The sequence below is a fragment of the Methylobacterium phyllosphaerae genome, assembly GCF_001936175.1.
GTDB classification, from domain to species: domain Bacteria; phylum Pseudomonadota; class Alphaproteobacteria; order Rhizobiales; family Beijerinckiaceae; genus Methylobacterium; species Methylobacterium fujisawaense.
This window is the reverse complement of sequence record NZ_CP015367.1, coordinates 1,173,111-1,195,639: the sequence shown is the minus strand read 5'-3', so window position 1 is coordinate 1,195,639 and position 22,529 is coordinate 1,173,111. Positions and strand designations below refer to the sequence as shown.

At 73.0% G+C, this 22,529-nt stretch carries 23 protein-coding genes and 1 tRNA gene; 12 read left to right on the top strand and 12 right to left on the bottom strand.

Features of this window, described 5'->3' with window-relative positions; translation table 11 throughout:
- Positions 1-23: 23 nt before the first annotated feature.
- The 3 genes from MCBMB27_RS05255 to MCBMB27_RS05245 all read left to right on the top strand — a co-directional run bounded on the left by MCBMB27_RS05255 (position 24) and on the right by MCBMB27_RS05245 (position 1,852).
- Positions 24-1,151 (top strand): oxidoreductase, encoded by a 1,128-nt coding sequence (locus MCBMB27_RS05255; protein WP_236952910.1) that lies wholly within the window; start codon positions 24-26, stop codon positions 1,149-1,151.
- Between the two features lie 125 nt (positions 1,152-1,276).
- Positions 1,277-1,369 (top strand) — tRNA-Sec (locus MCBMB27_RS05250).
- A 210-nt stretch (positions 1,370-1,579) separates the two neighbouring features.
- Entirely contained in the window at positions 1,580-1,852 is a 273-nt protein-coding gene (locus tag MCBMB27_RS05245) for a hypothetical protein (protein WP_043356670.1), read from the top strand.
- A 25-nt stretch (positions 1,853-1,877) separates the two neighbouring features.
- Here MCBMB27_RS05245 and MCBMB27_RS05240 read toward each other — a convergent pair whose 3' ends face one another.
- A complete protein-coding gene (locus MCBMB27_RS05240; RefSeq protein WP_043356668.1) occupies positions 1,878-2,282 on the bottom strand; it encodes a hypothetical protein in 405 nt (134 codons plus the stop codon).
- Between the two features lie 169 nt (positions 2,283-2,451).
- On the opposite strand from MCBMB27_RS05240, the gene MCBMB27_RS05235 reads away from it, so the two are divergent.
- Positions 2,452-2,688: a DUF4170 domain-containing protein gene (locus tag MCBMB27_RS05235; protein ID WP_043356667.1), complete on the top strand. Its 237-nt coding sequence runs from the start codon at positions 2,452-2,454 to the stop codon at positions 2,686-2,688.
- Positions 2,689-2,857: 169 nt separating this feature from the next.
- Positions 2,858-3,802: a ribose-phosphate pyrophosphokinase gene (locus MCBMB27_RS05230; RefSeq protein WP_043356665.1), complete on the top strand. Its 945-nt coding sequence runs from the start codon at positions 2,858-2,860 to the stop codon at positions 3,800-3,802.
- Between the two features lie 24 nt (positions 3,803-3,826).
- Here MCBMB27_RS05230 and glgX read toward each other — a convergent pair whose 3' ends face one another.
- Entirely contained in the window at positions 3,827-5,947 is a 2,121-nt protein-coding gene (gene glgX / locus MCBMB27_RS05225) for a glycogen debranching protein GlgX (RefSeq protein WP_043756656.1), read from the bottom strand.
- Between the two features lie 54 nt (positions 5,948-6,001).
- Complete coding sequence (locus tag MCBMB27_RS05220; RefSeq protein ID WP_043389425.1) at positions 6,002-7,423, bottom strand: alpha,alpha-trehalose-phosphate synthase (UDP-forming); 1,422 nt, start codon at positions 7,421-7,423, stop codon at positions 6,002-6,004.
- A 392-nt stretch (positions 7,424-7,815) separates the two neighbouring features.
- Here MCBMB27_RS05220 and MCBMB27_RS05215 point away from each other — a divergent pair, with 392 nt between their 5' ends.
- The 4 genes from MCBMB27_RS05215 (at position 7,816) to MCBMB27_RS05200 (ending at position 10,068) form a co-directional block, all read left to right on the top strand.
- Positions 7,816-8,337, top strand: coding sequence for a hypothetical protein (locus MCBMB27_RS05215; RefSeq protein ID WP_043352818.1), 522 nt, complete (start codon positions 7,816-7,818; stop codon positions 8,335-8,337).
- Between the two features lie 4 nt (positions 8,338-8,341).
- Positions 8,342-8,755, top strand: coding sequence for a phage holin family protein (locus MCBMB27_RS05210; protein WP_043389422.1), 414 nt, complete (start codon positions 8,342-8,344; stop codon positions 8,753-8,755).
- A 5-nt stretch (positions 8,756-8,760) separates the two neighbouring features.
- A complete protein-coding gene (locus MCBMB27_RS05205) occupies positions 8,761-9,132 on the top strand; it encodes a DUF3618 domain-containing protein (protein ID WP_170861816.1) in 372 nt (123 codons plus the stop codon).
- A gap of 105 nt (positions 9,133-9,237) precedes the next feature.
- Positions 9,238-10,068 carry a hypothetical protein gene (locus tag MCBMB27_RS05200; RefSeq protein WP_043389419.1) on the top strand — a complete coding sequence of 277 codons (831 nt, stop codon included), beginning with the start codon at positions 9,238-9,240 and terminating at the stop codon, positions 10,066-10,068.
- Between the two features lie 112 nt (positions 10,069-10,180).
- Here MCBMB27_RS05200 and MCBMB27_RS05195 read toward each other — a convergent pair whose 3' ends face one another.
- The 3 genes from MCBMB27_RS05195 to MCBMB27_RS05185 all read right to left on the bottom strand — a co-directional run bounded on the left by MCBMB27_RS05195 (position 10,181) and on the right by MCBMB27_RS05185 (position 13,680).
- On the bottom strand, positions 10,181-11,698 hold the full coding sequence (locus tag MCBMB27_RS05195; protein WP_043389413.1) for a malonate--CoA ligase: 1,518 nt from the start codon (positions 11,696-11,698) through the stop codon (positions 10,181-10,183).
- Between the two features lie 132 nt (positions 11,699-11,830).
- A complete protein-coding gene (locus MCBMB27_RS05190) occupies positions 11,831-13,240 on the bottom strand; it encodes a malonyl-CoA decarboxylase (RefSeq protein ID WP_043389412.1) in 1,410 nt (469 codons plus the stop codon).
- 248 nt (positions 13,241-13,488) lie between these two features.
- Positions 13,489-13,680 carry a hypothetical protein gene (locus MCBMB27_RS05185; RefSeq protein WP_043352836.1) on the bottom strand — a complete coding sequence of 64 codons (192 nt, stop codon included), beginning with the start codon at positions 13,678-13,680 and terminating at the stop codon, positions 13,489-13,491.
- A 331-nt stretch (positions 13,681-14,011) separates the two neighbouring features.
- On the opposite strand from MCBMB27_RS05185, the gene MCBMB27_RS05180 reads away from it, so the two are divergent.
- Complete coding sequence (locus MCBMB27_RS05180; RefSeq protein WP_043389410.1) at positions 14,012-15,187, top strand: MFS transporter; 1,176 nt, start codon at positions 14,012-14,014, stop codon at positions 15,185-15,187.
- On the opposite strand, the gene cobD is transcribed toward MCBMB27_RS05180, so the two are convergent.
- Positions 15,180-16,199, bottom strand: a complete 1,020-nt coding sequence (gene cobD / locus MCBMB27_RS05175) for a threonine-phosphate decarboxylase CobD (RefSeq protein ID WP_075380014.1) — start codon at positions 16,197-16,199, stop codon at positions 15,180-15,182. The two genes, MCBMB27_RS05180 and cobD, sit on opposite strands and share 8 nt — an antisense overlap.
- Between cobD and cbiB the strand changes: the two genes are divergently transcribed.
- Positions 16,191-17,186 carry an adenosylcobinamide-phosphate synthase CbiB gene (gene cbiB, locus MCBMB27_RS05170; RefSeq protein WP_075380013.1) on the top strand — a complete coding sequence of 332 codons (996 nt, stop codon included), beginning with the start codon at positions 16,191-16,193 and terminating at the stop codon, positions 17,184-17,186. The two genes, cobD and cbiB, sit on opposite strands and share 9 nt — an antisense overlap.
- Before the next feature lie 100 nt (positions 17,187-17,286).
- Positions 17,287-18,201 carry an NAD(P)-dependent oxidoreductase gene (locus MCBMB27_RS05165; protein WP_043389408.1) on the top strand — a complete coding sequence of 305 codons (915 nt, stop codon included), beginning with the start codon at positions 17,287-17,289 and terminating at the stop codon, positions 18,199-18,201.
- Positions 18,202-18,208: 7 nt separating this feature from the next.
- On the opposite strand, the gene MCBMB27_RS05160 is transcribed toward MCBMB27_RS05165, so the two are convergent.
- The 5 genes from MCBMB27_RS05160 to cobU all read right to left on the bottom strand — a co-directional run bounded on the left by MCBMB27_RS05160 (position 18,209) and on the right by cobU (position 22,517).
- The gene (locus MCBMB27_RS05160) at positions 18,209-18,433 is read right to left on the bottom strand and encodes a hypothetical protein (protein WP_043389407.1); all 225 of its coding nucleotides are present in this window, start codon (positions 18,431-18,433) and stop codon (positions 18,209-18,211) included.
- Positions 18,434-18,485: 52 nt separating this feature from the next.
- Positions 18,486-19,832, bottom strand: coding sequence for an MFS transporter (locus tag MCBMB27_RS05155; RefSeq protein ID WP_043355965.1), 1,347 nt, complete (start codon positions 19,830-19,832; stop codon positions 18,486-18,488).
- A gap of 77 nt (positions 19,833-19,909) precedes the next feature.
- Entirely contained in the window at positions 19,910-21,352 is a 1,443-nt protein-coding gene (locus tag MCBMB27_RS05150; protein WP_075380012.1) for a cobyric acid synthase, read from the bottom strand.
- A 23-nt stretch (positions 21,353-21,375) separates the two neighbouring features.
- On the bottom strand, positions 21,376-21,978 hold the full coding sequence (gene cobO, locus MCBMB27_RS05145) for a cob(I)yrinic acid a,c-diamide adenosyltransferase (protein ID WP_053609835.1): 603 nt from the start codon (positions 21,976-21,978) through the stop codon (positions 21,376-21,378).
- Complete coding sequence (cobU, locus tag MCBMB27_RS05140; RefSeq protein WP_170861817.1) at positions 21,975-22,517, bottom strand: bifunctional adenosylcobinamide kinase/adenosylcobinamide-phosphate guanylyltransferase; 543 nt, start codon at positions 22,515-22,517, stop codon at positions 21,975-21,977. The genes cobO and cobU overlap by 4 nt, the downstream gene beginning before the upstream one ends.
- Positions 22,518-22,529: the final 12 nt, after the last annotated feature.

Here is a 22,529-nt window from a genome sequence, read left to right as displayed (position 1 = left end):
AGGGTGGCGCGCTGGGACCGGCGGTGCCGGGGGGCCAGAAGTCGGGTGCGGCGGGTCTCGGCGTCGCCCCGGAGAGCTGGGGGCGCGGCATGCAGGCAGGGCAACGGATCAGGGTCGGTCTGATCGGCTACGGCTATTCCGGCCGGACCTTCCATGCCCCGCTCATCGGCGCCGTGGCGGAACTCGACCTCCGGCTGGTCGGCTCGAGCGCGCCCGCCCGGGTCCGGGCCGACCTGCCCGACGTGAGGGTGTCGGCGGATCCGGTCGCGGTGGCCACGGCGGAGGCCGTCGACCTCGTCGTGATCGCCACCCCGAACGACACCCACGCGCCCCTGGCGCGGGCCGCCCTGGCGGCGGGCAAGCACGTCGTGGTCGACAAGCCCTTCACCCTCGACCTCGCCGAGGCGCGCGGGCTGGCCGCCGCGGCGCGGCGCGGGGGCCGGCTGCTGCGCGTCTTCCACAACCGGCGCTGGGACAGCGACTATCTCAGCGTCCGCCAAGCCGTCGCGGAGGGGCGCGTCGGCCGCGTCCGGCACTTCGAATCGCATTTCGACCGGTTCCGTCCGGAGGTCCGCGACCGCTGGCGGGAGGGGCCCGGCCCGGGCAGCGGGATCTGGTACGATCTCGGTCCGCATCTGGTGGACCAGGCGCTCCAGCTCTTCGGTCTGCCCGATCGGGTGAGCGCGCATCTGGCGCGGCTCCGCCCCGGCGCGCAGGCCGACGATTGGGCCCATGCGGTGCTGGACTATCCGGGCCTGCGCGTGGTGCTGCATGCCAGCATGCTGGCCGCCGGCGGATCGCCCCGCTTCCTGGTGCACGGCGAGGCCGGCAGCCTGATCAAACACCGTGCCGACATCCAGGAGCAGCAGCTGCTGGCCGGCGTGAAGCCGGGGGCCGCCGGCTGGGGCGCGGATCCGGACGGGCTGGAGATCCACGACGCGACCGGGCGGGTGGCGCGCGCACCGGCGCTGGCCGGCGACCAGCGCGCATTCTACCGCGCCGTGGCCGGGGCGATCGCCCGCACCCCGGTCGACCAGACCGAGGCGCTGGAGGCCGTGCGGGTGATGGCCTGCCTCGAGGCGGCGCTCATGTCGGCGCGAACCGGGACCTCGGTCCGCCTGACGCGCGCGCCGGACGAGCGGGATCCCTGACCCGCAGCCCCCGACCCGCGACCCCGACCCCGGCCCGCGACCTTTGCGCGCTGGCCCGCCGCCACGCCCGCCTGCCGGTGTCCTGGACCTTGACCCGTCCGGCGGCGGCCCGTAACCCCGGTGGCGGAGGCGAACGGGGTCTGGTGGCCCTCCTGGTCTTCAAAACCAGCGGTACGCCAACAGCGTACGGTGGGTTCGATTCCCATCCGCTTCCGCCATTCTTCAGACTGCCTCAACCGACAAATCAGTGTTCGCCTGTATCCAGGCGACACGCGCCGAAAATTTGGCAATACTGATCTGTCGGAACTGTGGGGGGGCCGGTTCGTTTCCCGCGACCGATCCCGTGCTGGTGTCCCCGTGAAGAACCGTTCCGCCGCCACCGTCCCGTTCCCGCCGGCCCCGGCCGGCCGTGCGCGCTGAGGCCGGCCATGCTGAACAGACTCGTGACGCTCCTGCCCTCCGGCGCCCGTGAGGCGCTGCGGACCCTCGCGGCGCGCATGCCGGCACATCTGCCGGCACGCATGCCGGCAGACGTGCCGGTGCGCCCGCCGGCGCCGCAATCCGCGATCCTGCCGGATTTCGACACGCGGCCCGCCGCGATGACGCCGCTGCTTCCCCCCGCCGCCATCAACGACAATCCGCTCCAGGCCGTCCACGAGGCGGTCGAACGCGACCTGCGCGCCAGCGGCCATCTGCGCTGAGGCCGGACCGAGAGTCCCGTCGGGGTCAGCGCTTGGCCGGCGCGGGCGTCTCGGGAATCGTCCCGGGCGCGATCCAGTGGCAGGCCGTGGTGCCGCGCACGCCGGCACAATCGTAGCTCTGGCCGCCCAGGGTCACCTTGTCGACGATGCCGGTGAATTCCGTGCGCGCCAGCGCCGAGCAGCCGAGATGGTCCGCCTTGGGATCGGCCAGATGCGCCGCGGCCGCCGCCGCGCCGTCGCGCATCAGCATCCGGTAATTGGCGAGCGACGGGCAGCCGATCACCGGTGGCCCGCCCCGCCGGTCGGGGGCGCTCCTGTCGGATCCGGCGGCGCGGGGCGCCCGGGGCGCCTGCTGCGCCAGAACCTGCGCCGCGCTGAGGCTGACGGTCACCGCGACGGGGACGAGGAGAGCGAGAGGTCGGCGTGTCATGGTCCGCTCGTAGCATGACGCATCCGAGGTTGCGCATCCGGCGCGGCGCTGCGCCCGGAACCCGGCCGCCGCGCAGACCTGCGGCGGGTTCAGGGCTCGGCTGCGACCATGCAGGCTTGACCGGAGGCCCGCCATTTGCGAGCGCCGCGGAGAAACGTGAGGAGAGGCCATGGCGACGGCGATCGACAGCGACCAGAAGCTGCACCTGGTCTTCGGTGGTGAATTGCAGGATCTCGACGGGGTCCGGTTCCGGGACATCAAGGGCCTCGACATCGTCGGCATCTTCCCGGACTACGCCTCCGCCCAGGCCGCGTGGCGGGCCAAGGCCCAGGCCACCGTCGACAGCGCGCAGACGCGCTATTTCGTGGTGCACCTGCACCGCCTGCTGGAGCCGCCGGCTCCCTGAGCGCCGCCGCTCTACCTGTCGGCGGCGAGTGCTGGGCGGCCGTGAAGGCATTGTGACAGTTCCTGCCCGCTGCTAAGAGCCTCGCCCGTCATCGGATCGTTCCGGCTCCTCGGGAGACCGGTCTGGACAAGAGCGGCGGTAAGGTCCGGCCGCGAGTGAGCGGCCGCCCATGAAATCCTCGATCAAGATCATCGCCGGGAATGCCAGCCGGCCCCTGGCCGAGGCGATCGCGGCCTATCTCGAACTGCCGCTGGCCAAGTGCATGGTCCGGCGCTTCGCCGACATGGAGATCTTCGTCGAGCTTCAGGAGAACGTGCGCGGCGAGGACGTGTTCATCGTCCAGTCGACCTCGTTCCCGGCGAACGACCACCTGATGGAACTGCTGATCATGATCGACGCCGCGCGCCGATCCTCGGCCCGGCGCATCACGGCGGTGATCCCGTATTTCGGCTATGCGCGGCAGGACCGGCGCACCTCCGGCCGCACGCCGATCTCGGCCAAGCTGGTGGCGAACCTCATCACCGAGGCGGGCGCCGACCGCGTCCTGACCCTCGATCTCCATGCCGGCCAGATCCAGGGCTTCTTCGACATCCCCACCGACAACCTGTTCGCCGCCCCCGTGATGGTGCGCGACATCAAGGAGCGGCTGCCGGGCGACAACCGCATGGTGGTCTCGCCCGACGTCGGCGGCGTGGTGCGGGCGCGGGCCATCGCCAAGCGGATCGACTGCCCGCTGGCCATCGTCGACAAGCGCCGCGAGCGCCCGGGCGAGTCCGAGGTGATGAACATCATCGGCGAGGTCGAGGGCCGCTCCTGCATCCTCGTGGACGACATCGTCGATTCGGGCGGCACCCTGGTCAACGCCGCCGAGGCCCTGCTCAATGCCGGCGCCAAGGACGTCTCGGCCTACATCACCCACGGCGTGCTGTCGGGCGGCGCGGTCTCGCGCATCGCCGCCTCGCGGATGAAGGAGCTGGTGATCACCGACTCGATCCAGCCGACGCAGGCCGTCAAGCTCGCCCGCAACATCCGCGTGGCCACCATCGCGCCGCTGCTGGGCGAGGCGATCGGGCGCACGGCGACGGAATCCAGCGTCTCCAGCCTGTTCGACTGACGGATCCGCGGGGGGCTCCTGCCCCTAGCGTTCCGGCACCCAGCCGCCCCGGTTTCCGGTCTCCGTCCCCGGCGCGGTGAGCACGAGGACCGTGCGGCCCGGCAGCGGCACGGCGGCCCCGGACTCGACGGCCGGCGTGCCGGGCGCGCGGGCGCCCGCGGGCTCGCCGGTGTCGAAGACCGGCGTCCAGGGGCCGCCCACCACCGGGGCGAGGCGGAACGGGACGGCGCCCTCCCCGGCGTTGAACAGCATCAGGAGGCGGTCGCCCGGATCGCCGTCGTTGCCGATCTGCATGCCGAACACCTGGAGCCCGTCGTCGGACCAGTGGCGGCCCTCCATCTCGGTGCCCTCGGGGGAGAGCCAGTGCACGTCGCGCAGGGGCTCGTCGGGGTCGATCAGCGCGCCGGTGAAGAAGCGCCGCCGCCGCAGGGCCGGCTGGGCCCGGCGCAGGGCCAGCAGGTTGGCGACGAAATCCGTGAGGGCGGGATCCGGATCGACGCTCCAGTCCATCCAGCTCGTCGGGTTGTCCTGGGCATAGGCGTTGTTGTTGCCGCCCTGGCTGCGGGAGCGCTCGTCGCCCATCAGCAGCATCGGCACGCCCTGGGCCAGCATCATGGTGGCCAGCATGTTGCGCTTCTGGCGGGCGCGTAGAGCCAGGATCGCCGTGTCGTCGGTGTCGCCCTCGACGCCGTAGTTGCGGCTGACGTTGTGGTTATGGCCGTCGCGGTTGTCCTCGCCGTTGGCTTCGTTGTGCTTCTGCTCGTACGCCACCGTGTCGGCCAGGGTGAAGCCGTCGTGGCTGGCGATGAAGTTGACGCTGGCCAGCGGCGAGCGCCGGGACGGGGCGAACACCTCCCGCGAGCCGGTCAGCCCCTGCGTGACCTTGGCGAGCGTGCCGGAATCCCCCTTCCAGAAGCCCCGCGCGGCGTCGCGGAACTTGTCGTTCCACTCGCTCCAGCCGCGCGGATAGCCGCCGAGCTGGTAGCCCCCCTCCCCGATATCCCAGGGCTCGGCCACCATCTTCACCCGGGCGAGGACCGGATCCTGCGCCACCGCCTGGAAGAAGGCCGCCTGCGGGGTGAAGGCGAAGGGCGCGCGCCCGAGGCTCGAGGCCAGGTCGAAGCGGAAGCCCGCGATGCCGTAGGCGGTGACCCAATGGCGCAGGGAATCCAGCACGAGCTGCATCACCCGCGGATGGCTCGCGTCGAAGGTGTTGCCGCAGCCGGTGCAGTCGATGGTGCGGCGCGGGTCGGCGGGATCGAGCTTGTAGTAGCTGGCGTTGTCGATGCCGCGGAACGACAGGGTCGGGCCGGTGTGGTCCCCCTCGGCGGTGTGGTTGTAGACCACGTCGAGCCAGGTCTCGATCCCGGCAGCGTTCAGCTCCCGGATCGCCGCCTTCAGGCCGCCCAGTCCGCCCTCCCCCAGGTAGCGCGGCTCCGGGGCGAAGTAGCCCAGGGGCTGATACCCCCAGAAATTGACGAGCCCCTTCTCCACCAGGAAGCGGTCGTCCGCGAAGGCCTGGATCGGCAGCAGCTCCAGGGCGGTGACGCCGAGCCTGACGAGGTGCTCGATGATCGCCGGGTGGGCGAGCGCCCCGTAGGTGCCGCGCTCCGCCTCGGGGATGTCGGGATGGGTGCGGGTCAGCGCCTTGACGTGCGCCTCGTACACCACCGTCTCGGCCAGCGGCCGCCGCACCGGCGTGAGGGCCAGATCGGGCACCTCCGGGGCGGTGACCACGCATTTCGGCATGTAGACCGCGCTGTCGCGCCGGTCGATCCGGTCCTCGCGCCCGCCCCGGCGATGGCTGTAGAGCGCATCGTGCCAGCGGATCCGGCCGCGGATCTCCCGGGCGTAGGGGTCGAGGACGAGCTTCGAGGCGTTGAACCGGTGGCCGGACGCCGGATCCCAGGGGCCATGCACCCGGTAGCCGTAGAGCTGGCCCGGCAGCACGCCGCGCAGGTAGCCGTGCCAGACGTCGTCGGTCCGGCAGGGCAGCCGCACCGTGCGGGTCTCGTGCCGCTCCCCCGCCTCGAACAGGCAGACATCGACCGCGGTGGCGTGCTCGGAAAAGAGGGCGAAGTTGACGCCGCGCCCGTCGAAATGGGCGCCGAGCGGCGCCGGCACCCCGTCATCGACGGCGATCATGTGGGGCGTCCGGTCACACGGGGGGCTGCAGGCGGAATCAGCGGGCTGCGCCGGCTATTCGGCGGCCGCGGCGGCGGTGGGGGCCTCGCGCTCCATGGTGCGGAAATTCTCGAGCTCCGCCAGGAAGTTGCGCGCCCACCAATCGACGTCCTCGCGGGTCATGCGCTCGACCATCGGCTTCCAGCGCGCCACACGCTCGGCCTTCGGCATGTAGAGCGCGGCCCGGATCGCCTCCGCCACCTCGAACCGGTCGTAGGGGTTGATCAGCAGCGCCTCGGGCAATTGCCGGGCGGCGCCGGCGAATTTCGACAGGACCAGAACCCCCGGATCGTCCTCGGACTGGGCGACCACGTATTCCTTGGCGACGAGGTTCATGCCGTCGCGCATCGGCGTGACGAGGCCGACCCGGGCCGCCCGGTAGAGGCCCGCCAGCACCGGGCGCGGATAGGCCTTGGTGATGTACTGGATCGGCGTCCAGGCCGGGTCGCCCAGCGAGCCGTTGATCTCGCCGACCTTCTCGTTCACGTCGCGTGAGAGCTGCTCGTATTCGGGCACCTCGCTGCGGGATTTCGGCGTGATCTGGATGTAGGTGACGTTGCCGCGCTGGTCGGGATTCGAGGCGAAGAAGCTCTCCACCGCCTCCATCCGCTCGGGCACGCCCTTGGAATAGTCGAGCCGGTCGACGCCGATCAGCAGCTTGCGGGTGCGCAGGCCCGCGATGGTCTCGCGCACGACCTTGTTGGCGTTGGCCTTCTCGGCCGCCTCCTTGAAGCCCGCGACGTCGATGCCGATCGGGAAGGCGCGGATCCGCGTGCGGCGGCCATCCACCATCAGCGAGCCGCCGCCCAGCGGGATCGCCCGCTGGGTATCGACGAGGTTGCGCTGCAGGTTCTGCACGTCCGCCTCGGTCTGCAGGCCGATCAGGTCGTAATCGACGATGGCACGCAGCAGCTCGCCGCTCGCCGGCAGCGAGTTGAACACGTCGGCGGCGGGCCAGGGGATATGGTGGAAGTAGCCGATCGGGTTGTCGAGCCCGAGGCCGCGCAACTCGGCGGCGAGCGGCAGCAGGTGGTAATCGTGCACCCAGATGATGTCGTCGGGCTCCACCAGCTTGGCGAGCGCCCGCGCGAAGGTCCGGTTCACACGGCTGTAGCCGGCATAATCCGAGCGCGAGAAGGCGCCGAGCCCCAGCCGGTAATGCATGATCGGCCACAGGGCGCGGTTCGCGAAGCCGGCGTAATATTCGAGGTGGTCCTGCGGCGAGAGGTCGACGACCGCGTACTGGACCCGGCCCCGGTCGATCAGCGTCGGCTCCTCGGAGGGCTCCTCGGAGATGGTGCCGCTCCAGCCGAACCAAAGCCCCTCATAGGCCGTGAAGGCCTCCTTGACCGCGACGGCGAGGCCGCCCGCCGCCACCGCCTTGCCGCCCTCTTCCGGGATGGCGACGCGGTTCGATACGATCACAAGGCGTGCCACGCGGGTCGGCTCCGGATCAGGGGCGCGGCCGGCCGCGCCTGCATCGAGACTTCACTAACATGTCAGAACGCGCGGGGGGCCTGCGCGATCCTTTGTTGCTTGTCAGGCAACCCAAGCGTGAAGCCGGGCGCGGGTCAAGTCGAGGCCCTACCGTTCCGGGACAGGGGGGCCGCTCCGTCCCGATCGGGCGCGTTGTGCAAGCGTGGCGGTTCTGGCAGATCGTGCCTGAACGTGGAGTGAGCGGTGCCGCCCGTCCCGTCGGAGCCCGTGCGCAGATCGGAACTGTGCACCGGGACCGGAACCCGTGACAGCCGAGTCGGTTACTCAGCCATCGCGGGGCTCGCGGTCGCCGCGAGCGGCTCCGTACCCGCGCCGCGAGGAGTATTTTCGAGATGGCCGGCAACGAGTTACCGCAGGGCGCCCCCGTGGACCCGGTTGCGGATCCGCACGGCGCGGCGCCGCACACCGCCGCGGAGGAGCGTGCCCAGTGGCGCGCCCTGCAGGGCGATGTCGAGGGGCTGGCCGACGTGGCGGCCGAACGCGGCCGCGGGCTGCTCGACGCGGCCCGGCTGCAGGCCCAGACCTATGTCGAGCAGCGCAAGAGCGATGCGGCCCAGTCGGTCCACGATCTGGCCCAGACGATCCGCAATTCCGGCCGCGACCTCGGCGACAAGCCGAACGTGCGCGCCTTCTTCGACAGCGCCGCCGACGGGCTGGAGCAGCTCGGCTCCTCCATCGAACGCCGCAGCCTCGGCGACTTCTACAGCGAGGCCGAGGCCTTCGCCCGGCGCGCGCCGGTGGCGGTGGCGGTGGGGACCTTCGTGGCCGGCCTGATCGCCGCCCGCTTCATCAAGTCGTCGAGCCTGCCGCCGGAGGCGCCGGACGGCGATGCCCGCGACAGCTTCCGGGCCTGACGCCATGACCCACGGCTCCGACCCGCGCCAGACCGGCGCCTCCAGCATCCAGAGCCTCATCGGCGATGCCCTGCGGGAGACCAACGAACTCGCCCGCAAGGAGATCGCGCTGTTCCGGGCCGAGATGGCCGGCAACATCCGCCAGCTCATCGTCGGCCTCGCCTGCATGGTCGGCTCGGCGGTGTTCGCCGTGGTCGCCCTGCTGGTCCTGATCGGCGCCTTCGTGAAATGGCTCGCCACCATCGTCGGGTCCGAGTGGCTCTCGGCCCTGATCGTCGGCGGCGTGCTGCTGGCCCTCGCCCTCGGGATGGCCCTGTGGGCGCGCAGCGTCCTGTCCCTCTCGACCCTGGCCCCGAAGCGCACCACGCGCCAGGTCCGCCAGGATGCCCAGGCCCTGTCGGAGCGCGTGTCCGGATGAGTACGATGAACGACCTCGAGAAGGAGATCGAGGAGAGCCGCGCCCGGCTCGACGACACGATCGACCGCATCCAGGGGCGGCTCTCGGTGCCGAACCTCGTGGACGAGATGCTGGGCAATGCCCGGCGGGTGCCGGCCCTGAACAGCACCTACGACTCGGCCCTGGAGGCGGTGCGCCGCAACCCGGTGCCGGTGCTGCTGATCGCGGCCGGCGTCGGCCTGCTGTTCAACCGGATGGCGCGCGACGCCCAGCGCCGGCGCACCGAGGTCTCGGCGGAGCGCGTGCCCACCCTGAACACCGGCGCGGCCCGCGGCTACGACCCCGACCTTCCGACCGCGCGCCCGGCCCGCGATCCGCTGGACACGACCGAGATCTGACGACCGGGCGGGGCCCGGACCGAGAAACCTCCCGCGCCCGGCCGGACGGCCGGGCAGACCGGCGCCGAAGGCGGGCTGCCGGGACCGACATTCGAGGACACCGCCATGACCGACAAGCCGGGTACCCCCGCCACCCCCTCCAGCATTCCCGAGCCGCGCCCCGGCGAGGCGCCGCCGCACGGCGCTCGGGACGGGAGCCTGCGGCCCGATCCGGCCGGTCTCGGCGACCCGCGCGGGATCCCCGGCGCGGCGGCGGGAGACTTCACGCTCCGGCCCGACCCCCGCGGGCTGCACGACCCGCTGCCGCACGGCGCCGCGCCCCTCTCGGCCGGCGGCCATTCGAGCGGCGGCGCCACCGGCGCCTCGCGGGTGGACGCCGCCTCCGCCACCGTGAAGGAGGGCGTCCAGGCGGCCGGTGACCGTGCCGCGGATCTCGCCGGACAGGCACGGCAGACGGTGTCGGACTTCGCGGACGATGTCGGCAACCGTCTCGGCGGCGCCGCCGATCAGGCCCGCGACCGCGCGGCGTCCGCCTACGACGAGGTCCGGGAGCGGGCCGGCACGCTGCGCCGGCGCAACATGCGGGCGCTGGACGACCTGACCACCCAGGGTATCGACGGGCTCAACCGCGGCCGCACCGCCGTCGAGCGCTTCGTGGACGACAATCCCCTCCTCGTCGGCGTGGTCGGCGTGGCCGCCGGCCTTCTGCTCGGCGCGCTGCTGCCGCGCACCCGCCAGGAGGATCGGAGCATCGGTCCCTGGGCCGACGAGGTCCGCGACCAGGGCCTGCGCTACGCCCGCGAGGTGACCAGCATCGGCCGCGACTTCGTCCAGACCGCCCTCGATCCGGACAACCTGAACGCGGCCGCCCGCAAGGTGGTGGATCCGGACAGCCACACGCCGCGGGAGGGCGAGCGGAAGGAGCACAATCTCTGATCCGCGTTCCGGATCGGCACCGTCGCGTTACGCCCGCACCGTCATCCCGCCGCGCGCGACGACGGTGCGGCCTGATTCCCGATCCGCCGGTCCCGGCCGGCGGATCGGATCGTCAGTCCCGGTAGAGTTCCGCATGCGCGTCCCGCAGAAGGTTCTTCTGCACCTTGCCCATGGTGTTGCGCGGCAGCTCGCTCACGAACAGGACGCGCTTGGGGCACTTGAACCGGGCGAGCCGGCCCTCCAGGGCGGCCTGTACGCCGGCCTCGTCCGGGCATCCCGGCCCCCCCACCACCACGGCGGTGACGGCCTCGCCGAAATCGGGATGGCTCAAGCCGATCACCGCGGATTCGACCACGCCCGGCAGCGCGTCGATCTCGGTCTCGACCTCCTTGGGGTAGACGTTGAAGCCGCCTGAGATGATCAGGTCCTTGCCGCGCCCGACGATGTGGACGTAGCCCCGGTCATCGACCTTGCCGAGGTCGCCGGTGATGAAGAACCCGTCGGCCCGGAACTCGGCCGCGGTTTTCTCGGGCATGCGCCAGTAGCCCAGGAACACGTTCGGGCCCTTCACCTCGATCATGCCCACCGCGTCCGGACCGAGGGCCGCGCCGGTTTCCGGATCGACCACCCGCAGGGACACGCCCGGCAGGGGGAAGCCCACCGTGCCGGCGACCCGGTCGCCCGCATAGGGGTTCGAGGTGCTCATGTTGGTCTCGGTCATGCCGTAGCGCTCGAGGATGGCGTGGCCGGTACGGGCCTGCCACGCGCGATGCGTCTCGGCGAGCAGCGGCGCCGAGCCCGACACGAACAGGCGCATGCCTCCGGCCGCCTCCGGCGTGAGGCCCGGCTCCTTGAGGAGGCGGGTGTAGAAGGTCGGCACGCCCATCAGCACGCTGGCCCGGGGCATCAGGCTCAGGATCAGCTTCGGGTCGAGGCGGGGCAGGAACAGCATGGAGCCGCCGCTCGCCAGCACCGTGTTGGTCGCCACGAACAGGCCATGCGTGTGGAACACCGGCAGGGCGTGGATCAGCACGTCGTCGGCGGTGAAGCGCCAGAAATCGACGAGGGTTCGGGCGTTCGAGGCGAGGTTGTCGTGGGTCAGCATGGCGCCCTTGGAGCGCCCGGTCGTGCCGGAGGTGTAGAGGATCGCCGCGAGATCCTCCGGGCCCCGGGGCACGTCGGCGAAGGCGCTCCCCGCATCCCCGGCCCGGTCCGCGGCCTCGGCGGCGCTGCCGCCGCCCGCCCCGTCGAGGGTCCAGATCCGGCGCACGCCCGCGGCGGCCTCCGCCAGCGCGTCGCGCCGGCCCGGGTCGCAGACGAACACGGCGGGCTCGGCGTCGTTCAGGAAGTAGCCGATCTCCGCCGGGGTGTAGGCGGTGTTGAGCGGCAGGAACACGGCGCCGGCCCGGACCGCGCCGAGATACAGGAAGATCACCTCGGGGCTCTTCTCGACCTGCACGGCCACCCGGTCGCCGGTCTCGACGCCCGCCGCCCGCAGGGCCGCCGCGTAGGCGCCGGAGCGGGCGATCAGGTCCGCGTAGGAGTATCGGCGGCCCTCAGGGGTCTCGATCACGGTCTTGGCGGGATCGGGGACGCCGTCCCGCACCAGGGAGAAGAGGTGGTTCGTCATCGTGAGGCTAGAGCTGTCGCGGGACCTGTCTGTCTGACGCACCCATAACCGCCCGGAGGGCCTTCCGGCGAGCCCTTTCCGGTGGGGCTCCGCGGCCCGGCGGTGACAGGCGGGCCCCGACCGGCCCGGATCCTACGCCTCGGCCAGCACCACGGCCCGCGGCGGCGGCAGCTTGGCGCGCAGCTCACGGGTCACCGCCGGCGCGGCCACCACGGTGCCGAGATTGGCGTAGGTCTCGTGGTTCCGCTCGATGGCGGCGAGGTCGTAGAGGTAGTTGACCATCAGGCCGTGCGACTGGGCCAGACCCTTCTTCGAGGTGTCGCCCAGGAAGTTGATCCGGTCGAGGCGCGCGCCGTTGCCGAGGTGGAACCGGGCCACCGGGTCGAGGGGGCGGCCGCGCTCGTTCTTGGCGCGCAGGAAATAGGCCGCCGCCGCCGGGATCAGCGCCCGGCGCACCGTCTCGGCCCGGGCCTTGTCGGCCGGCCAGTTCGGGTCGTCCAGCGCCCGCAGGACCTCGACATCCTCGGGCAGCAGGCCCTGCGGGCTGTCGGCCCGGCGCTCCCGCGCCAGCCACGCGGCGAAGCCCGGCACCGGCGACAGCGTCACGAAGGTCTTGAGCGTGGGCACCTCGCGGGTGAGGTCCTCGACCACCTGCTTGATCAGGAAATTGCCGAAGGTGACGCCGGCGAGCCCCTTCTGGCAGTTCGAGATCGAGTAGAACACCGCCGTGTTGGCCGCCTGCGGCTGCAGCGGCTTGCGCTCCCGCGACAGGATCGGGGCGATGGCCGGGGCGATCTGGTCGGTGAGCGCCACCTCCACGAAGATCAGCGGCTCGTCGGCCAGCGCCGGGTGGAAGAACGCGAAGCAGCGCCGGTCCGGCGGCTCGATGCGGGCGCGCAGGTCGTCCCAGTCGGCGATGGCGTGCACCGCCTCGTAGCGGATGATCTTCTCCAGGATATGGGCCGGCGTCGTCCAGTCGATGTGGCGCAGCACCAGGAAGCCGCGGTTGAACCACGAGGCGAACAGGTGCTCGAAATCGCTGTCCAGGCTGTCGACGGCGTCCATCAGGGCGGGGTCGGCCTCGTCGCCGGCGCGCAGCGCCCGGCGCAGGTCGAACAGGTCCTCGCGCATCCGCACGAGGCTGAGCGTGCCGCCGCGGGCGAGGTTGAGGCGGCGGATCAGCTCCTGGCTGCGCGGCTCGGCGGCCTCGTGCAGGCTGCCGAGGCGGGCGCGGGAGGGGGCGGCCCGGTAGGCGGCGATCGCCTCGTCGACGGCTTCGTGGTCCGCATCGAAATCGAGGGCGATGGCCCGCAGGAAGGCGTGGCGCTCCGCCTGCCCGAAGCTGGCGTAGCGGTCGAGGATCAGGCGGGCGAGCGCCACTCCGGAGGCCTCGCCGCGCCGGGAGATCAGGTCCTCGCACAGCTTGACGAGGTCGCCCGCGCTGGCCCGGGACGTCATGTCCCCGCGCCCGATGCCGATCAGGTCGCGGCCGCGCTCGCTGATGGTCTGAAGCAGGTCGCCGAAGAAGGAGATCGCCGCCATGACCCTTGCACTGACCCCCGTCGACCCGGATTCGAGACGCTTCCGGCCCCGCGACGCCGGCTCGTCGGACGGGCGCGTGCGGATCCGGCAGCCGCCGCCCACTCCGGGGCGGCTCGCTCAGCGTCCCGATCCGCCCGCCATTCTACGGCGCCGCGGCCGCCGCGACCAGAGCTTGACCGGCCCGAACGGCGCGCTCCCAGCGTGCGGGAGCGGCACGAAGGTCGTGTGACGATCCCGGGGCGGGTGCGTCAGAGCTGTTCGGCGACGGTGGCGAGGTCGGCCCGCTCCCGCCAGTCGCCGACGCCGTGCTGGCGGGCGAAGCGGAGTTCGGCGGCGCGGCGGGCGCGCTCGGGATCGCGGGCCCGCGTGATCGCCACGGAGCCGACCGTGAACGGTACCCCGAGGATCTCCTTGGCAAAGTCGATGCGGTAGTTCGGCATCCCGTACTCCCTGCTGCGGCGGTTCCGGCCCCGTTCATCCGGAACGAAACCGCCCTCTCGTTCGTAATCCGGTTCGGAACCTCTATCGGCTCGACGCCCGGTGCATGGCCTGCGGCGCCCGCTCGCGTGCGGACGGCGCCGGCTGCATCTTCCGCATATGGGGCGCCCTCGGTTCCGGTGAAGGGGCCGGGGACGTGCCGGCAGGGATGCATCGCCGCAGCTTGCTCCACCGCACGCTCCGCCCGTATCGCTCGCGGCCCGGACCTCTCCCGCACACGGACCCGACCATGGCCCTTCCGCGGCGGCGTGCCTGCCTGCCCCCGACCCAGCCGTGACCACGACGCTCGACGCGAAGGCCCGGCTCGGCCTGACGCTGATCGCCGGCGGAGCGGTCGCCAACATCTACTACAACCAGCCGCTGCTCGGGCTGATCGTGGCGGAGTTCGGCGACCGCGCCGCCCTGTGGGTGCCGACCACGGCGCTCGTCGGCTACGGGCTCGGCATCGTCGGGCTCGTGCCCCTCGGCGATGCCCTGCCGCGCCGCACCCTGATCGTGGGGCAATGCCTCGGACTCGCCCTGGCGCTGCTGGCGGTGGGCCTGGCCCCGAACCTCGCGAGCCTCGCCCTCGCCCACCTCGCGGTCGGGGTGCTGGCCAGCGCGGCCCAGCAGGCGGTCCCGTTCGCGGCGGAACTCGCCCCGGATGCGAGCCGCGGGCGGATCGTCGGCCAGGTCATGACCGGCCTGCTCACCGGCATCCTGCTCGCCCGGACGGCGAGCGGCGTCCTGGGGGCGCATCTCGGATGGCGGCCGGTCTTCCTGGTCGCGTCCCTGCTGGCGCTCGCCATGGCGGCCATCGCCCGGGCCACCCTGCCCCACACGGTGCAGACGCACCCGCTGCGCTACCGCGCCCTGATGCTGTCGATCCTGCACCTCGCCCGCACGCAGCCGGTGCTGCGCACGGCGAGCCTGTCGCAGGCGCTGCTGTTTGCCGCCTTCAACGCTTTCTGGGCGACCCTGGCGCTGCTGGTGGAGGGGCCGCCCTTCGGACTCTCCGCCGCGGGCGCGGGGCTGTTCGGGGTGATCGGCGTCTGCGGCGCCTTCGTGGCCCCCCTGTCGGGCCGCTTCACCGACCGGCGGGGCGCCAAGCCCGTGGTGCTCGGCGGCAGCCTGCTCGTGGCGCTGTCCTTCATGGTGCTCTGGGCCGGCGGGACGTGGTCGCTCGTCGCGGTGGCCCTCGGGGTGCTGCTGATCGACATCGGCATAAACGGCGCCCTCATCGCCAACCAGACGCGGGCCTACGCCCTGGTCCCCGGGGCGCGGGGCCGCATCAACACGGTCCTGTTCACGACCCTGTTCGTGTTCGGGGCGCTCGGCGCCTATGCCGGCTCGCAGGCGTTCCTGCTGGTCGGCTGGGCGGGGGTCTGCGCGGTGGGCCTCGCCTTCTCGGCGCTGGCCGTGATCGTGGCGGCGCGCGATCCGCATCCGCCCGGCGTGCGGTCTACCTGAGGACCCGCGACAGACGGCACCACGCCGCCTTCCCGGCCGGCAGGCCGAAGCGGAGGCGCTCCGGGCGATCCGCGAAGCGCCGCACCGCGATCCCGGCCGCCGCGAGCCGCCGGTAGAGGTCGGGCCCGTCGGAAAAGTCGGCGGTCCGGAACAGGCTGGTGCCCCCGACGATCCGGCCGCCGCCCCGGGCGATCATCCGGTCGAGGCGGGCCGCGTCCGCGGACCGCGCCGCCGCGGCCTGCGCGCGCCAGCCCGCATCCGACAGGGCGGCGCGCCCGATCGCCAGGGCCGGGCCCGACACCGCCCAGGGTCCGAGGGCCTCGGCGATCCGGGCCGCCGTGCCGGGATCGGCCACCGCGAAGCCGAGGCGCAGGCCGGCGAGCCCGTAGGTCTTGCCGAAGGAGCGCAGCACCACGAGGCCCGGCGCCGCGTGTGGGCACAGGCTCTCCACCGGCTCCAGATCCGCGAAGGCCTCGTCGGCGATGAGCAGGCCGCCCCGCTTGCCGAGGGCCGCGGCCAGGGCCCGGCGCTCGGCCAGGGGCAGGGTCCGCCCGTCCGGGTTGTTGGGATCGACGATCACCGCCACCCGGGCCTCGCCGAGGGCATCGAGATTCCGGATCTCCGTCACCGCGTGCCCGGCGCGCGCCCAGGCGGCGGCGTGCTCGGCATAGGTGGGCCCGAGCACCGCGACGCGGGTCGGCGCCATCAGCCGGGGCAGGGTCTCGATCAGGATCTGGGTGCCGGGGGCGGGCACGACATGCGCGGCGGCCGGCGCGCCGTAGGCCGCGACGGCCGCCGCCCGGAGCGCCCCGAGCTCGGCGGCCTCGGGCAGCCGCGTCCAGGCGCTGGCCTCCACCGGCGGCACGGGGTACGGGACCGGATTGATCCCCGTCGAGAGGTCGAGCCAGGGCTCCGGCGCGTCGGGAAAGGCTTTGCGGAGTCCGCCGAGATCGCCGCCATGCGCGATCGGGGCGACCTCACGCGTGGGAACGCTCCACACCGAATGGTCCATCTGCCCGGTACGTTTGCCGACGCGCTTGCCGTCCTCGCCGTCGCCCTCGGGATCGAGGCGGCGGCCGGCTATCCCGACGCGCTCTACAGGGCGGCCGGTCACCCTGTCACCTGGATCGGCCGGCTGATCGCCGCCCTGGAGCGCGGCCTCAACCGCGGCTCCGCGCGGCGGCGGCGGATCGCCGGCTGCGCCGCGCTGGCCTGCCTGCTTGCCGCGGTGGGCCTGCCGGCCCTCGCCCTCACGGTGCTGGCGGGATTGGCCGGCCCCCTCCCCGCCCTGCTCCTCCTCGGCCTGCTCTGCGCGAGCCTGCCGGCGCAGCGCAGCCTGCACCAGCACGTCGCCGCCGTGGAGAAGGCCTTGCGCACCGGCGGCCTGGAGGCCGGGCGCCGGGCGGTGGCGATGATCGTCGGGCGCGACCCCGAGCGCCTCGACGAACCGGCGGTCTGCCGCGCCGCGATCGAGAGCCTGTCGGAAAACTTCTCCGACGGGATCGTGGCGCCGGCCTTCTGGATCGGCGGCCTCGGCCTGCCGGGGGGCGCCCTCTACAAGGCGATCAACACCGCCGACAGCATGATCGGCCACCGGACGCCCCGCTACGAAGCCTTCGGCTGGGCTGCGGCGCGACTCGACGACGGGGTGAACCTGCCGGCCTCCCGGCTCGCGGGCCTGCTGATCGCCGGGTCGGCGCTCCTGCGCGGCGCCGACGCGCGGGGCGCGCTCCGGGCGATGGCCCGGGACGCGCGCCGCCACCGCTCGCCCAATGCCGGCTGGCCCGAATCCGCCATGGCCGGGGCGCTCGGCCTGCGGCTCGCGGGACCGCGGGTCTATGACGGCACCCTCGTCCCGGACGCCCATATGGGCGACGGGCGGGCCGAGGCCACGGCCGACGACATCGCCCGGGCGCTGGCGCTCTACCGGACGGCCTGCTGGCTCCAGGGCGGGCTCGTCCTGGGGCTGCTCGCCCTGTCCCTGGCGCTGGCGGGCTGACCCGTCCGCCCCGGCCGCCCCCCGGCCGCCCCGCCCGACCGGGCCTTGGCACGGCCCGCGCTCCCGACGCATCGTGACGGGACCGGACAGGGAGACCCCGATGCGCGCGGTGTTCGTGGATGCCAACGAGACCCTGGCGGCGGTGGCCCGGCGGCTGCTGCGGCCGGACGACCCGCCCTTCGCGATCCACGCCGATCCCGGCATCGCTCCGCAGGACCTGCCCGGCCTCCTGTCCGGGGCGGAGATCGCCGTGATCGACCACACCGCCCTCCCCCGCGCGGTGGCCCGGGCCTGCGGGGGCCTGAGGCACGTGGTGTTCCTCGGCACCGGCGCCCGCAGCTACATGGACCCGGAGGCCCTCGCGGCCGAATGCGGGATCACGGTCCACACCATCAAGGGGTACGGCGACACGGCGGTGGCCGAATGCGCCTTCGCGCTGATGTGGGCGGCGGCCCGCGGCCTGCCCGAGATGGACCGGGCGATGCGTGCCGGCACCTGGCTGCGCCGCGAGGCGGTCCAGCTCACCGGCAAGACGGTCGGCCTCGTCGGGTTCGGGGGGATCGCGGCCGAGATGGCACGGCTCTGCCGGGGCATCGGCATGCGGGTGCTCGCCTGGAACCGGACGCCCAAGGCGCATCCGGACGTGACCTTCGTGCCGCTGGAGCGGCTGCTCGCCGAGAGCGACGTGGTCTCGCTCCACCTGCTCCTGACCGACGAGACCCGCGGCTTCCTCTCGGCCGCGCGCATCGCCGCGATGAAGCCCGGCGTCCTCCTGATCAACACCGCCCGCGGGGCCCTGATCGACGAGGCCGCCCTGGTCGAGGCCCTGCGCAGCGGCCGCGTCGCGCAGGCCGGGCTCGACGTGTTCACGGTCGAGCCCCTGCCGGCGGACCACCCGCTGGTGTCCCTGCCCACCGTCACCCTCTCGGCGCATTCGGCGTTCCGGACGCCGGAGGCCAGCGACAACCTGATCGGCGCCGCCCTCGATCATTGCCGGCGGATCGCCGCCGGCTGACGGAGCCTCAGTGCTCGGTGCCCGGCATGTTCGGCCGCGGCGTGCCGCCGTGCTGGTGGATCAGGTTGGAGCGTTCCGGGCTGCCCTTGGCGTCGGCGACCTGCTTCCGGGCTGCGGCGGCCAGGAACCAGATGCCGCCGAGCGTCCCGAAGGCGAGAATCATAAGGGGAAATCCCTGGCTCATCGTGTAGTCCTCCTCGACGCTGTCCCGCGGGATGCGGTCCTGCATCATCCTGCCGGACGATCCGGCTTGAGGAAGGATAACGCACGGATCCGGCCCATGTTCAGGCCGGACGTGCCCCATTCGGCGCCGCCCGCCGCGCCGCGTCCCGGCGCAGGGCGGAGAGCACCACGAACATCAGGCCGGCGCCCACGGCGAGGCAGGCGGCCAGGAACAGCATCGGCACGAGGTCGCTCCGGGTCTGGTCGCGGATGAACGGCACCGCGTTCTGGGCGACGAAGCCGCCGAGATTGCCCACCGAGTTGATCGCCGCGATCCCGGCCGCCGCCGAGGCGCCGCGCAGGAAGGTCCCGGGCATCGACCAGAAGACCGGCTGGGCCGCGAAGGTCCCGGCGGCGGCCACGCACAGGCAGGCGAACTTCACGGCGTTGCCCGGCAGGACGACGGAGAGCGCGAGGCCCGCCGCCCCCACCAGCGCCGGCCCGACGACGTGCCAGGTCAGGGCATTGCCCTGCGCGCCCGTGCGGGCGGCGTGGCGCGGCACCCACCAGAGGGCGACGGCCGTGGCCATCCAGGGGATGATGTTGAGGAAGCCGTTGGTGAGGTTCGAGACGCCGAAGCCCTTGACCACGGTGGGGAGCCAGTAGCCCAGTCCGTAGGCGGCGAGCGGCAGGGAGACGTAGACCCCGGCGAGCATCAGCACCCGCCGGTCGAGGAGCGCCGCGAAGGGGTTGCCGTGGTCGACATGGCCGCCCTCCTCGCGCTCGGCCCGCAGGGTGCGGGCGAGCCAGTCGCGCTGCGCCTGCGACAGCCAGGGCGCCGTCTCGGGACCGTCCGGCAGGACCACCAGCACCACCGCGGCCATGAGGATCGCCGGCGCGCCGGTGGCCAGGAACACCCATTGCCAGCCCTGGAGGCCGAGGAGCCCGTCGAGGCCGAGCAGCGCGCCGCCCACCGCCGCGCCCACCGCGTTGGCCACCGCGCTGGCGATCATGAACCAGCCGATCATCCGCGCCCGGTGTCCTTGCGGGAACCACAGGGTCAGGGCGAACAGCACGCCCGGGAAGAAGCCGGCCTCCGCGGCGCCGAGCAGGAAGCGGAGCACGTAGAACATCGCCGTGCCCTGGGTGAAGCCCAGCAGGACGGTGACGATCCCCCAGGTGATCATGATCCGGGCGAACCAGATCCGGGCGCCGACCCGCTCCAGGAAGACGTTGGCCGGCACCTCGAACAGGAAGTAGCCGAGGAAGAACAGCGAGGCCCCGAGCCCGTAGGCGGTCTCGGAGAGGCCGAGGCTGCCGACCATCTCCAGCTTGGCGTAGGAGACGTTCTGCCGGTCGATATAGGCGATCAGGTAGAGCAGGCCGAGGAGCGGCATCAGCCGCAGGGTCACGGTGCGGACGGTGCTCGCGCCGAGATCCTCCCCGACGGGGGATTGCGTGGGGGGCATGGGGCGTTCCTCTGGCGCGTGCGGCCCTTCGTGGCGGGACCGGCATTACACAGAGTAATCCCTGGCGCGGCCCGCGCCTACCGGGCAAGCGCCAGGAGGCGGTCGCAGTCGACATGGGCCGCGATGTGTCGCGCGAGGCCGTCCAGCGCCGCCTCGACCCCGGCCTCGTAGCCCGGGCCGTCCGAGGCCGTCCCGAGGCGCGCGAGCCAGGCCGCCCGCTGGGCATCGTGGGCGAACAGGCCGTGCACGTAGGTGCCGGCCACGCGCCCGTCCGCCGAGACCGCCCCGTCCAGGCGCCCGTCGGCGAGGCGCAGGAGCGGCCGGGCGGCGTCGGGGCCCTCCGTCGCGCCGATATGCATCTCGTAGCCGGCAAAATGAACGCCGTCCGGCAGGCTCGTGCCGGTGACCGCCGCGAGGCGCTTCTCGGGGGTCATGACGGTGTCGACGTCGAGGAGCCCGAGGCCCGCCACCGTGCGGGGCGCGCCCTCGATCCCGTGCGGGTCGGCGAGGCTGTTGCCCAGCATCTGGTAGCCGCCGCACAGGCCGAGCACCCGCCCGCCCCGGCGGACATGGGCGCGCAGGTCGACGTCCCAGCCCTCCTGGCGAAAGGCCTCCAGGTCGTCGATCGTGGTCTTGGAGCCCGGCAGCAGCACGAGGGCGGCCTCGGCGGGGATCGGCGTGCTGGGCCGGACCAGCACCACCGACACGTTCGGCTCTGCCCGCAAGGGGTCGAGGTCGTCGAAATTGGCGATGCGCGGCAGCACCGGCACCGCCACCGTGACGGCTCCGGGCCCGCGCGACTCCGAGCCGGCGAGCCCCAGCACGTCCTCGGCCGGCAGGCGCGCGGCATCGGGGAAGTGCGGCACGAGGCCCAGAGCCGCCCAGCCGGTGCGCTCGGCGATCAGCCGCATGCCGTCGGCGAACAGGCTCGGATCGCCGCGGAAGCGGTTGACGAGGAAGCCCGCGATCAGGGCGGCGTCCTCCGGGTCGATCACCGCCTTGGTGCCGACGAGGCTCGCGATCACCCCGCCCCGGTCGATGTCGCCGACCAGCACCACCGGCGTGTCGGTGGCCCGGGCGAAGCCCATATTGGCGATGTCGCCGGCCCGCAGGTTCACCTCTGAGGCCGAGCCCGCGCCCTCGACGAGGACCAGATCCGCCTCCCCGGCGAGCCGGGAGAAGCTGTCGAGGACGGCCGACATCAGCCGGGGCTTCCAGGCCTGGTAGTCGCGCGCCTTCACGGTGGCGACCATCCGGCCCTGCACCACCACCTGGGAGCCGACCTCGCTCTGCGGCTTGAGCAGGACCGGGTTCATGTGGACGGAGGGCGCCACCCGGGCGGCCCGGGCCTGGAGGGCCTGCGCGCGGCCGATCTCGCCGCCATCGGCGGTGACGGCGGCGTTGTTCGACATGTTCTGCGGCTTGAACGGCCGGACCCTTAAGCCCCGCTCCGTGAAGGCGCGCGCCAGCCCCGCCACGAGCAGCGACTTGCCGACATCGGAGCCGGTGCCCTGGATCATCAGGGCCTTTGTCCGCGGCGGGCTCAGAACTCGATCCCTTCCTGCGCCTTCACGCCGGCGGCGAAGTGGTGCTTGACGCTGCCCATCTCGGTGACGAGGTCGGCGGCCTCGATCAGGGCCGGCTTGGCGTTGCGGCCGGTGACGACCACGTGCAGGTCCGGCCGCCGCGTGCGGAGGGCTTCGACGACGGCGTCGAGGTCGAGATAGTCGTAGCGCAGCGCGATGTTCAGTTCGTCGAGGACGAGCAGGCGGATCGTCGGATCGGCCATCAGGCCGGCGGCGACGTCCCAGGCGTGGCGGCAGGCGGCGATGTCCCGGGCCTTGTCCTGGGTCTCCCAGGTGAAGCCCTCGCCCAGGGTGTGCCACACGACCCGGTCGCCGAAGGCCGCCACAGCGTGGCGCTCGCCGGTATCCCAGCCGCCCTTGATGAACTGCACCATGCCGACCCGCCAGCCGCGGCCGAGCGCCCGCAGCATCAGCCCCAGCGCCGCCGTGCTCTTGCCCTTGCCCGGACCGGTATGGACGAGGAGCAGGCCCTTCTCGAGGGTCTTGGCGGCCACCTCGGCATCCTGGACGGCCTTGCGCTTCTCCATCTTGGCGCGGTGGCGGGCGTCGTCGTCGCTCATGCGGAGGCTCCTGCGGTGGGGGCTTGCGGCTTCACGACCAGCGGCAGGCCGGCCACGGTGAGCACGACCCGGTCGGCCCGGGCGGCGAGCTGCTGGTGCAGGCGGCCGGCCGCATCGCGGAAGCGGCGGGCGAGGGCGTTGTCGGGCACGATCCCGAGCCCGACCTCGTTGCCGACCAGCACCACCGGGCCGGGCGCGCCGGCGCAGGCTGCGAGGAGGCGCGCCGTCGCAGCGTCCAGATCGGCCTCGGCGAGGATCAGGTTGGTGAGCCAGAGCGTGAGGCAATCGACCAGGACCGGCCCTTCGGACGCGGCGACCGCCTCCGGCAGGGCGAGCGGCACGTCGCGGGTGCGCCACGCCCCGGCGCGCCGGGCGCGGTGCTGGGCGATGCGCGCGACCATCTCGTCGTCGAAGGCCTGCGCGGTGGCGAGATACAGCCACGGGCCGGGGCAGGCTTCGATCAACCCCTCCGCGTAGGCGCTCTTGCCGGACCGCGCCCCGCCGAGGACGAGGGTCATGCGAGGGGGGGATTGGGGCATCCGTCCTCCATC

Coding starts and splice junctions, on each gene's coding strand:
- glgX (WP_043756656.1), bottom strand. CDS start 5,947: ATGATCGCCGTCGATGACGGGGTGCCGGCGCCGCTCGGCGCCCATTTC.
- MCBMB27_RS05200 (WP_043389419.1), top strand. CDS start 9,238: ATGACCGACAAGCCGGGTACCCCCGCCACCCCCTCCAGCATTCCCGAG.
- MCBMB27_RS05195 (WP_043389413.1), bottom strand. CDS start 11,698: ATGACGAACCACCTCTTCTCCCTGGTGCGGGACGGCGTCCCCGATCCC.
- MCBMB27_RS05210 (WP_043389422.1), top strand. CDS start 8,342: ATGACCCACGGCTCCGACCCGCGCCAGACCGGCGCCTCCAGCATCCAG.
- cbiB (WP_075380013.1), top strand. CDS start 16,191: ATGGTCCATCTGCCCGGTACGTTTGCCGACGCGCTTGCCGTCCTCGCC.
- MCBMB27_RS05235 (WP_043356667.1), top strand. CDS start 2,452: ATGGCGACGGCGATCGACAGCGACCAGAAGCTGCACCTGGTCTTCGGT.
- cobO (WP_053609835.1), bottom strand. CDS start 21,978: ATGAGCGACGACGACGCCCGCCACCGCGCCAAGATGGAGAAGCGCAAG.
- MCBMB27_RS05160 (WP_043389407.1), bottom strand. CDS start 18,433: ATGATGCAGGACCGCATCCCGCGGGACAGCGTCGAGGAGGACTACACG.
- cobD (WP_075380014.1), bottom strand. CDS start 16,199: ATGGACCATTCGGTGTGGAGCGTTCCCACGCGTGAGGTCGCCCCGATC.
- MCBMB27_RS05190 (WP_043389412.1), bottom strand. CDS start 13,240: ATGGCGGCGATCTCCTTCTTCGGCGACCTGCTTCAGACCATCAGCGAG.
- MCBMB27_RS05185 (WP_043352836.1), bottom strand. CDS start 13,680: ATGCCGAACTACCGCATCGACTTTGCCAAGGAGATCCTCGGGGTACCG.
- MCBMB27_RS05155 (WP_043355965.1), bottom strand. CDS start 19,832: ATGCCCCCCACGCAATCCCCCGTCGGGGAGGATCTCGGCGCGAGCACC.
- MCBMB27_RS05230 (WP_043356665.1), top strand. CDS start 2,858: ATGAAATCCTCGATCAAGATCATCGCCGGGAATGCCAGCCGGCCCCTG.
- MCBMB27_RS05205 (WP_170861816.1), top strand. CDS start 8,761: ATGAACGACCTCGAGAAGGAGATCGAGGAGAGCCGCGCCCGGCTCGAC.
- cobU (WP_170861817.1), bottom strand. CDS start 22,517: ATGCCCCAATCCCCCCCTCGCATGACCCTCGTCCTCGGCGGGGCGCGG.
- MCBMB27_RS05165 (WP_043389408.1), top strand. CDS start 17,287: ATGCGCGCGGTGTTCGTGGATGCCAACGAGACCCTGGCGGCGGTGGCC.
- MCBMB27_RS05215 (WP_043352818.1), top strand. CDS start 7,816: ATGGCCGGCAACGAGTTACCGCAGGGCGCCCCCGTGGACCCGGTTGCG.
- MCBMB27_RS05240 (WP_043356668.1), bottom strand. CDS start 2,282: ATGACACGCCGACCTCTCGCTCTCCTCGTCCCCGTCGCGGTGACCGTC.
- MCBMB27_RS05150 (WP_075380012.1), bottom strand. CDS start 21,352: ATGATCCAGGGCACCGGCTCCGATGTCGGCAAGTCGCTGCTCGTGGCG.
- MCBMB27_RS05245 (WP_043356670.1), top strand. CDS start 1,580: ATGCTGAACAGACTCGTGACGCTCCTGCCCTCCGGCGCCCGTGAGGCG.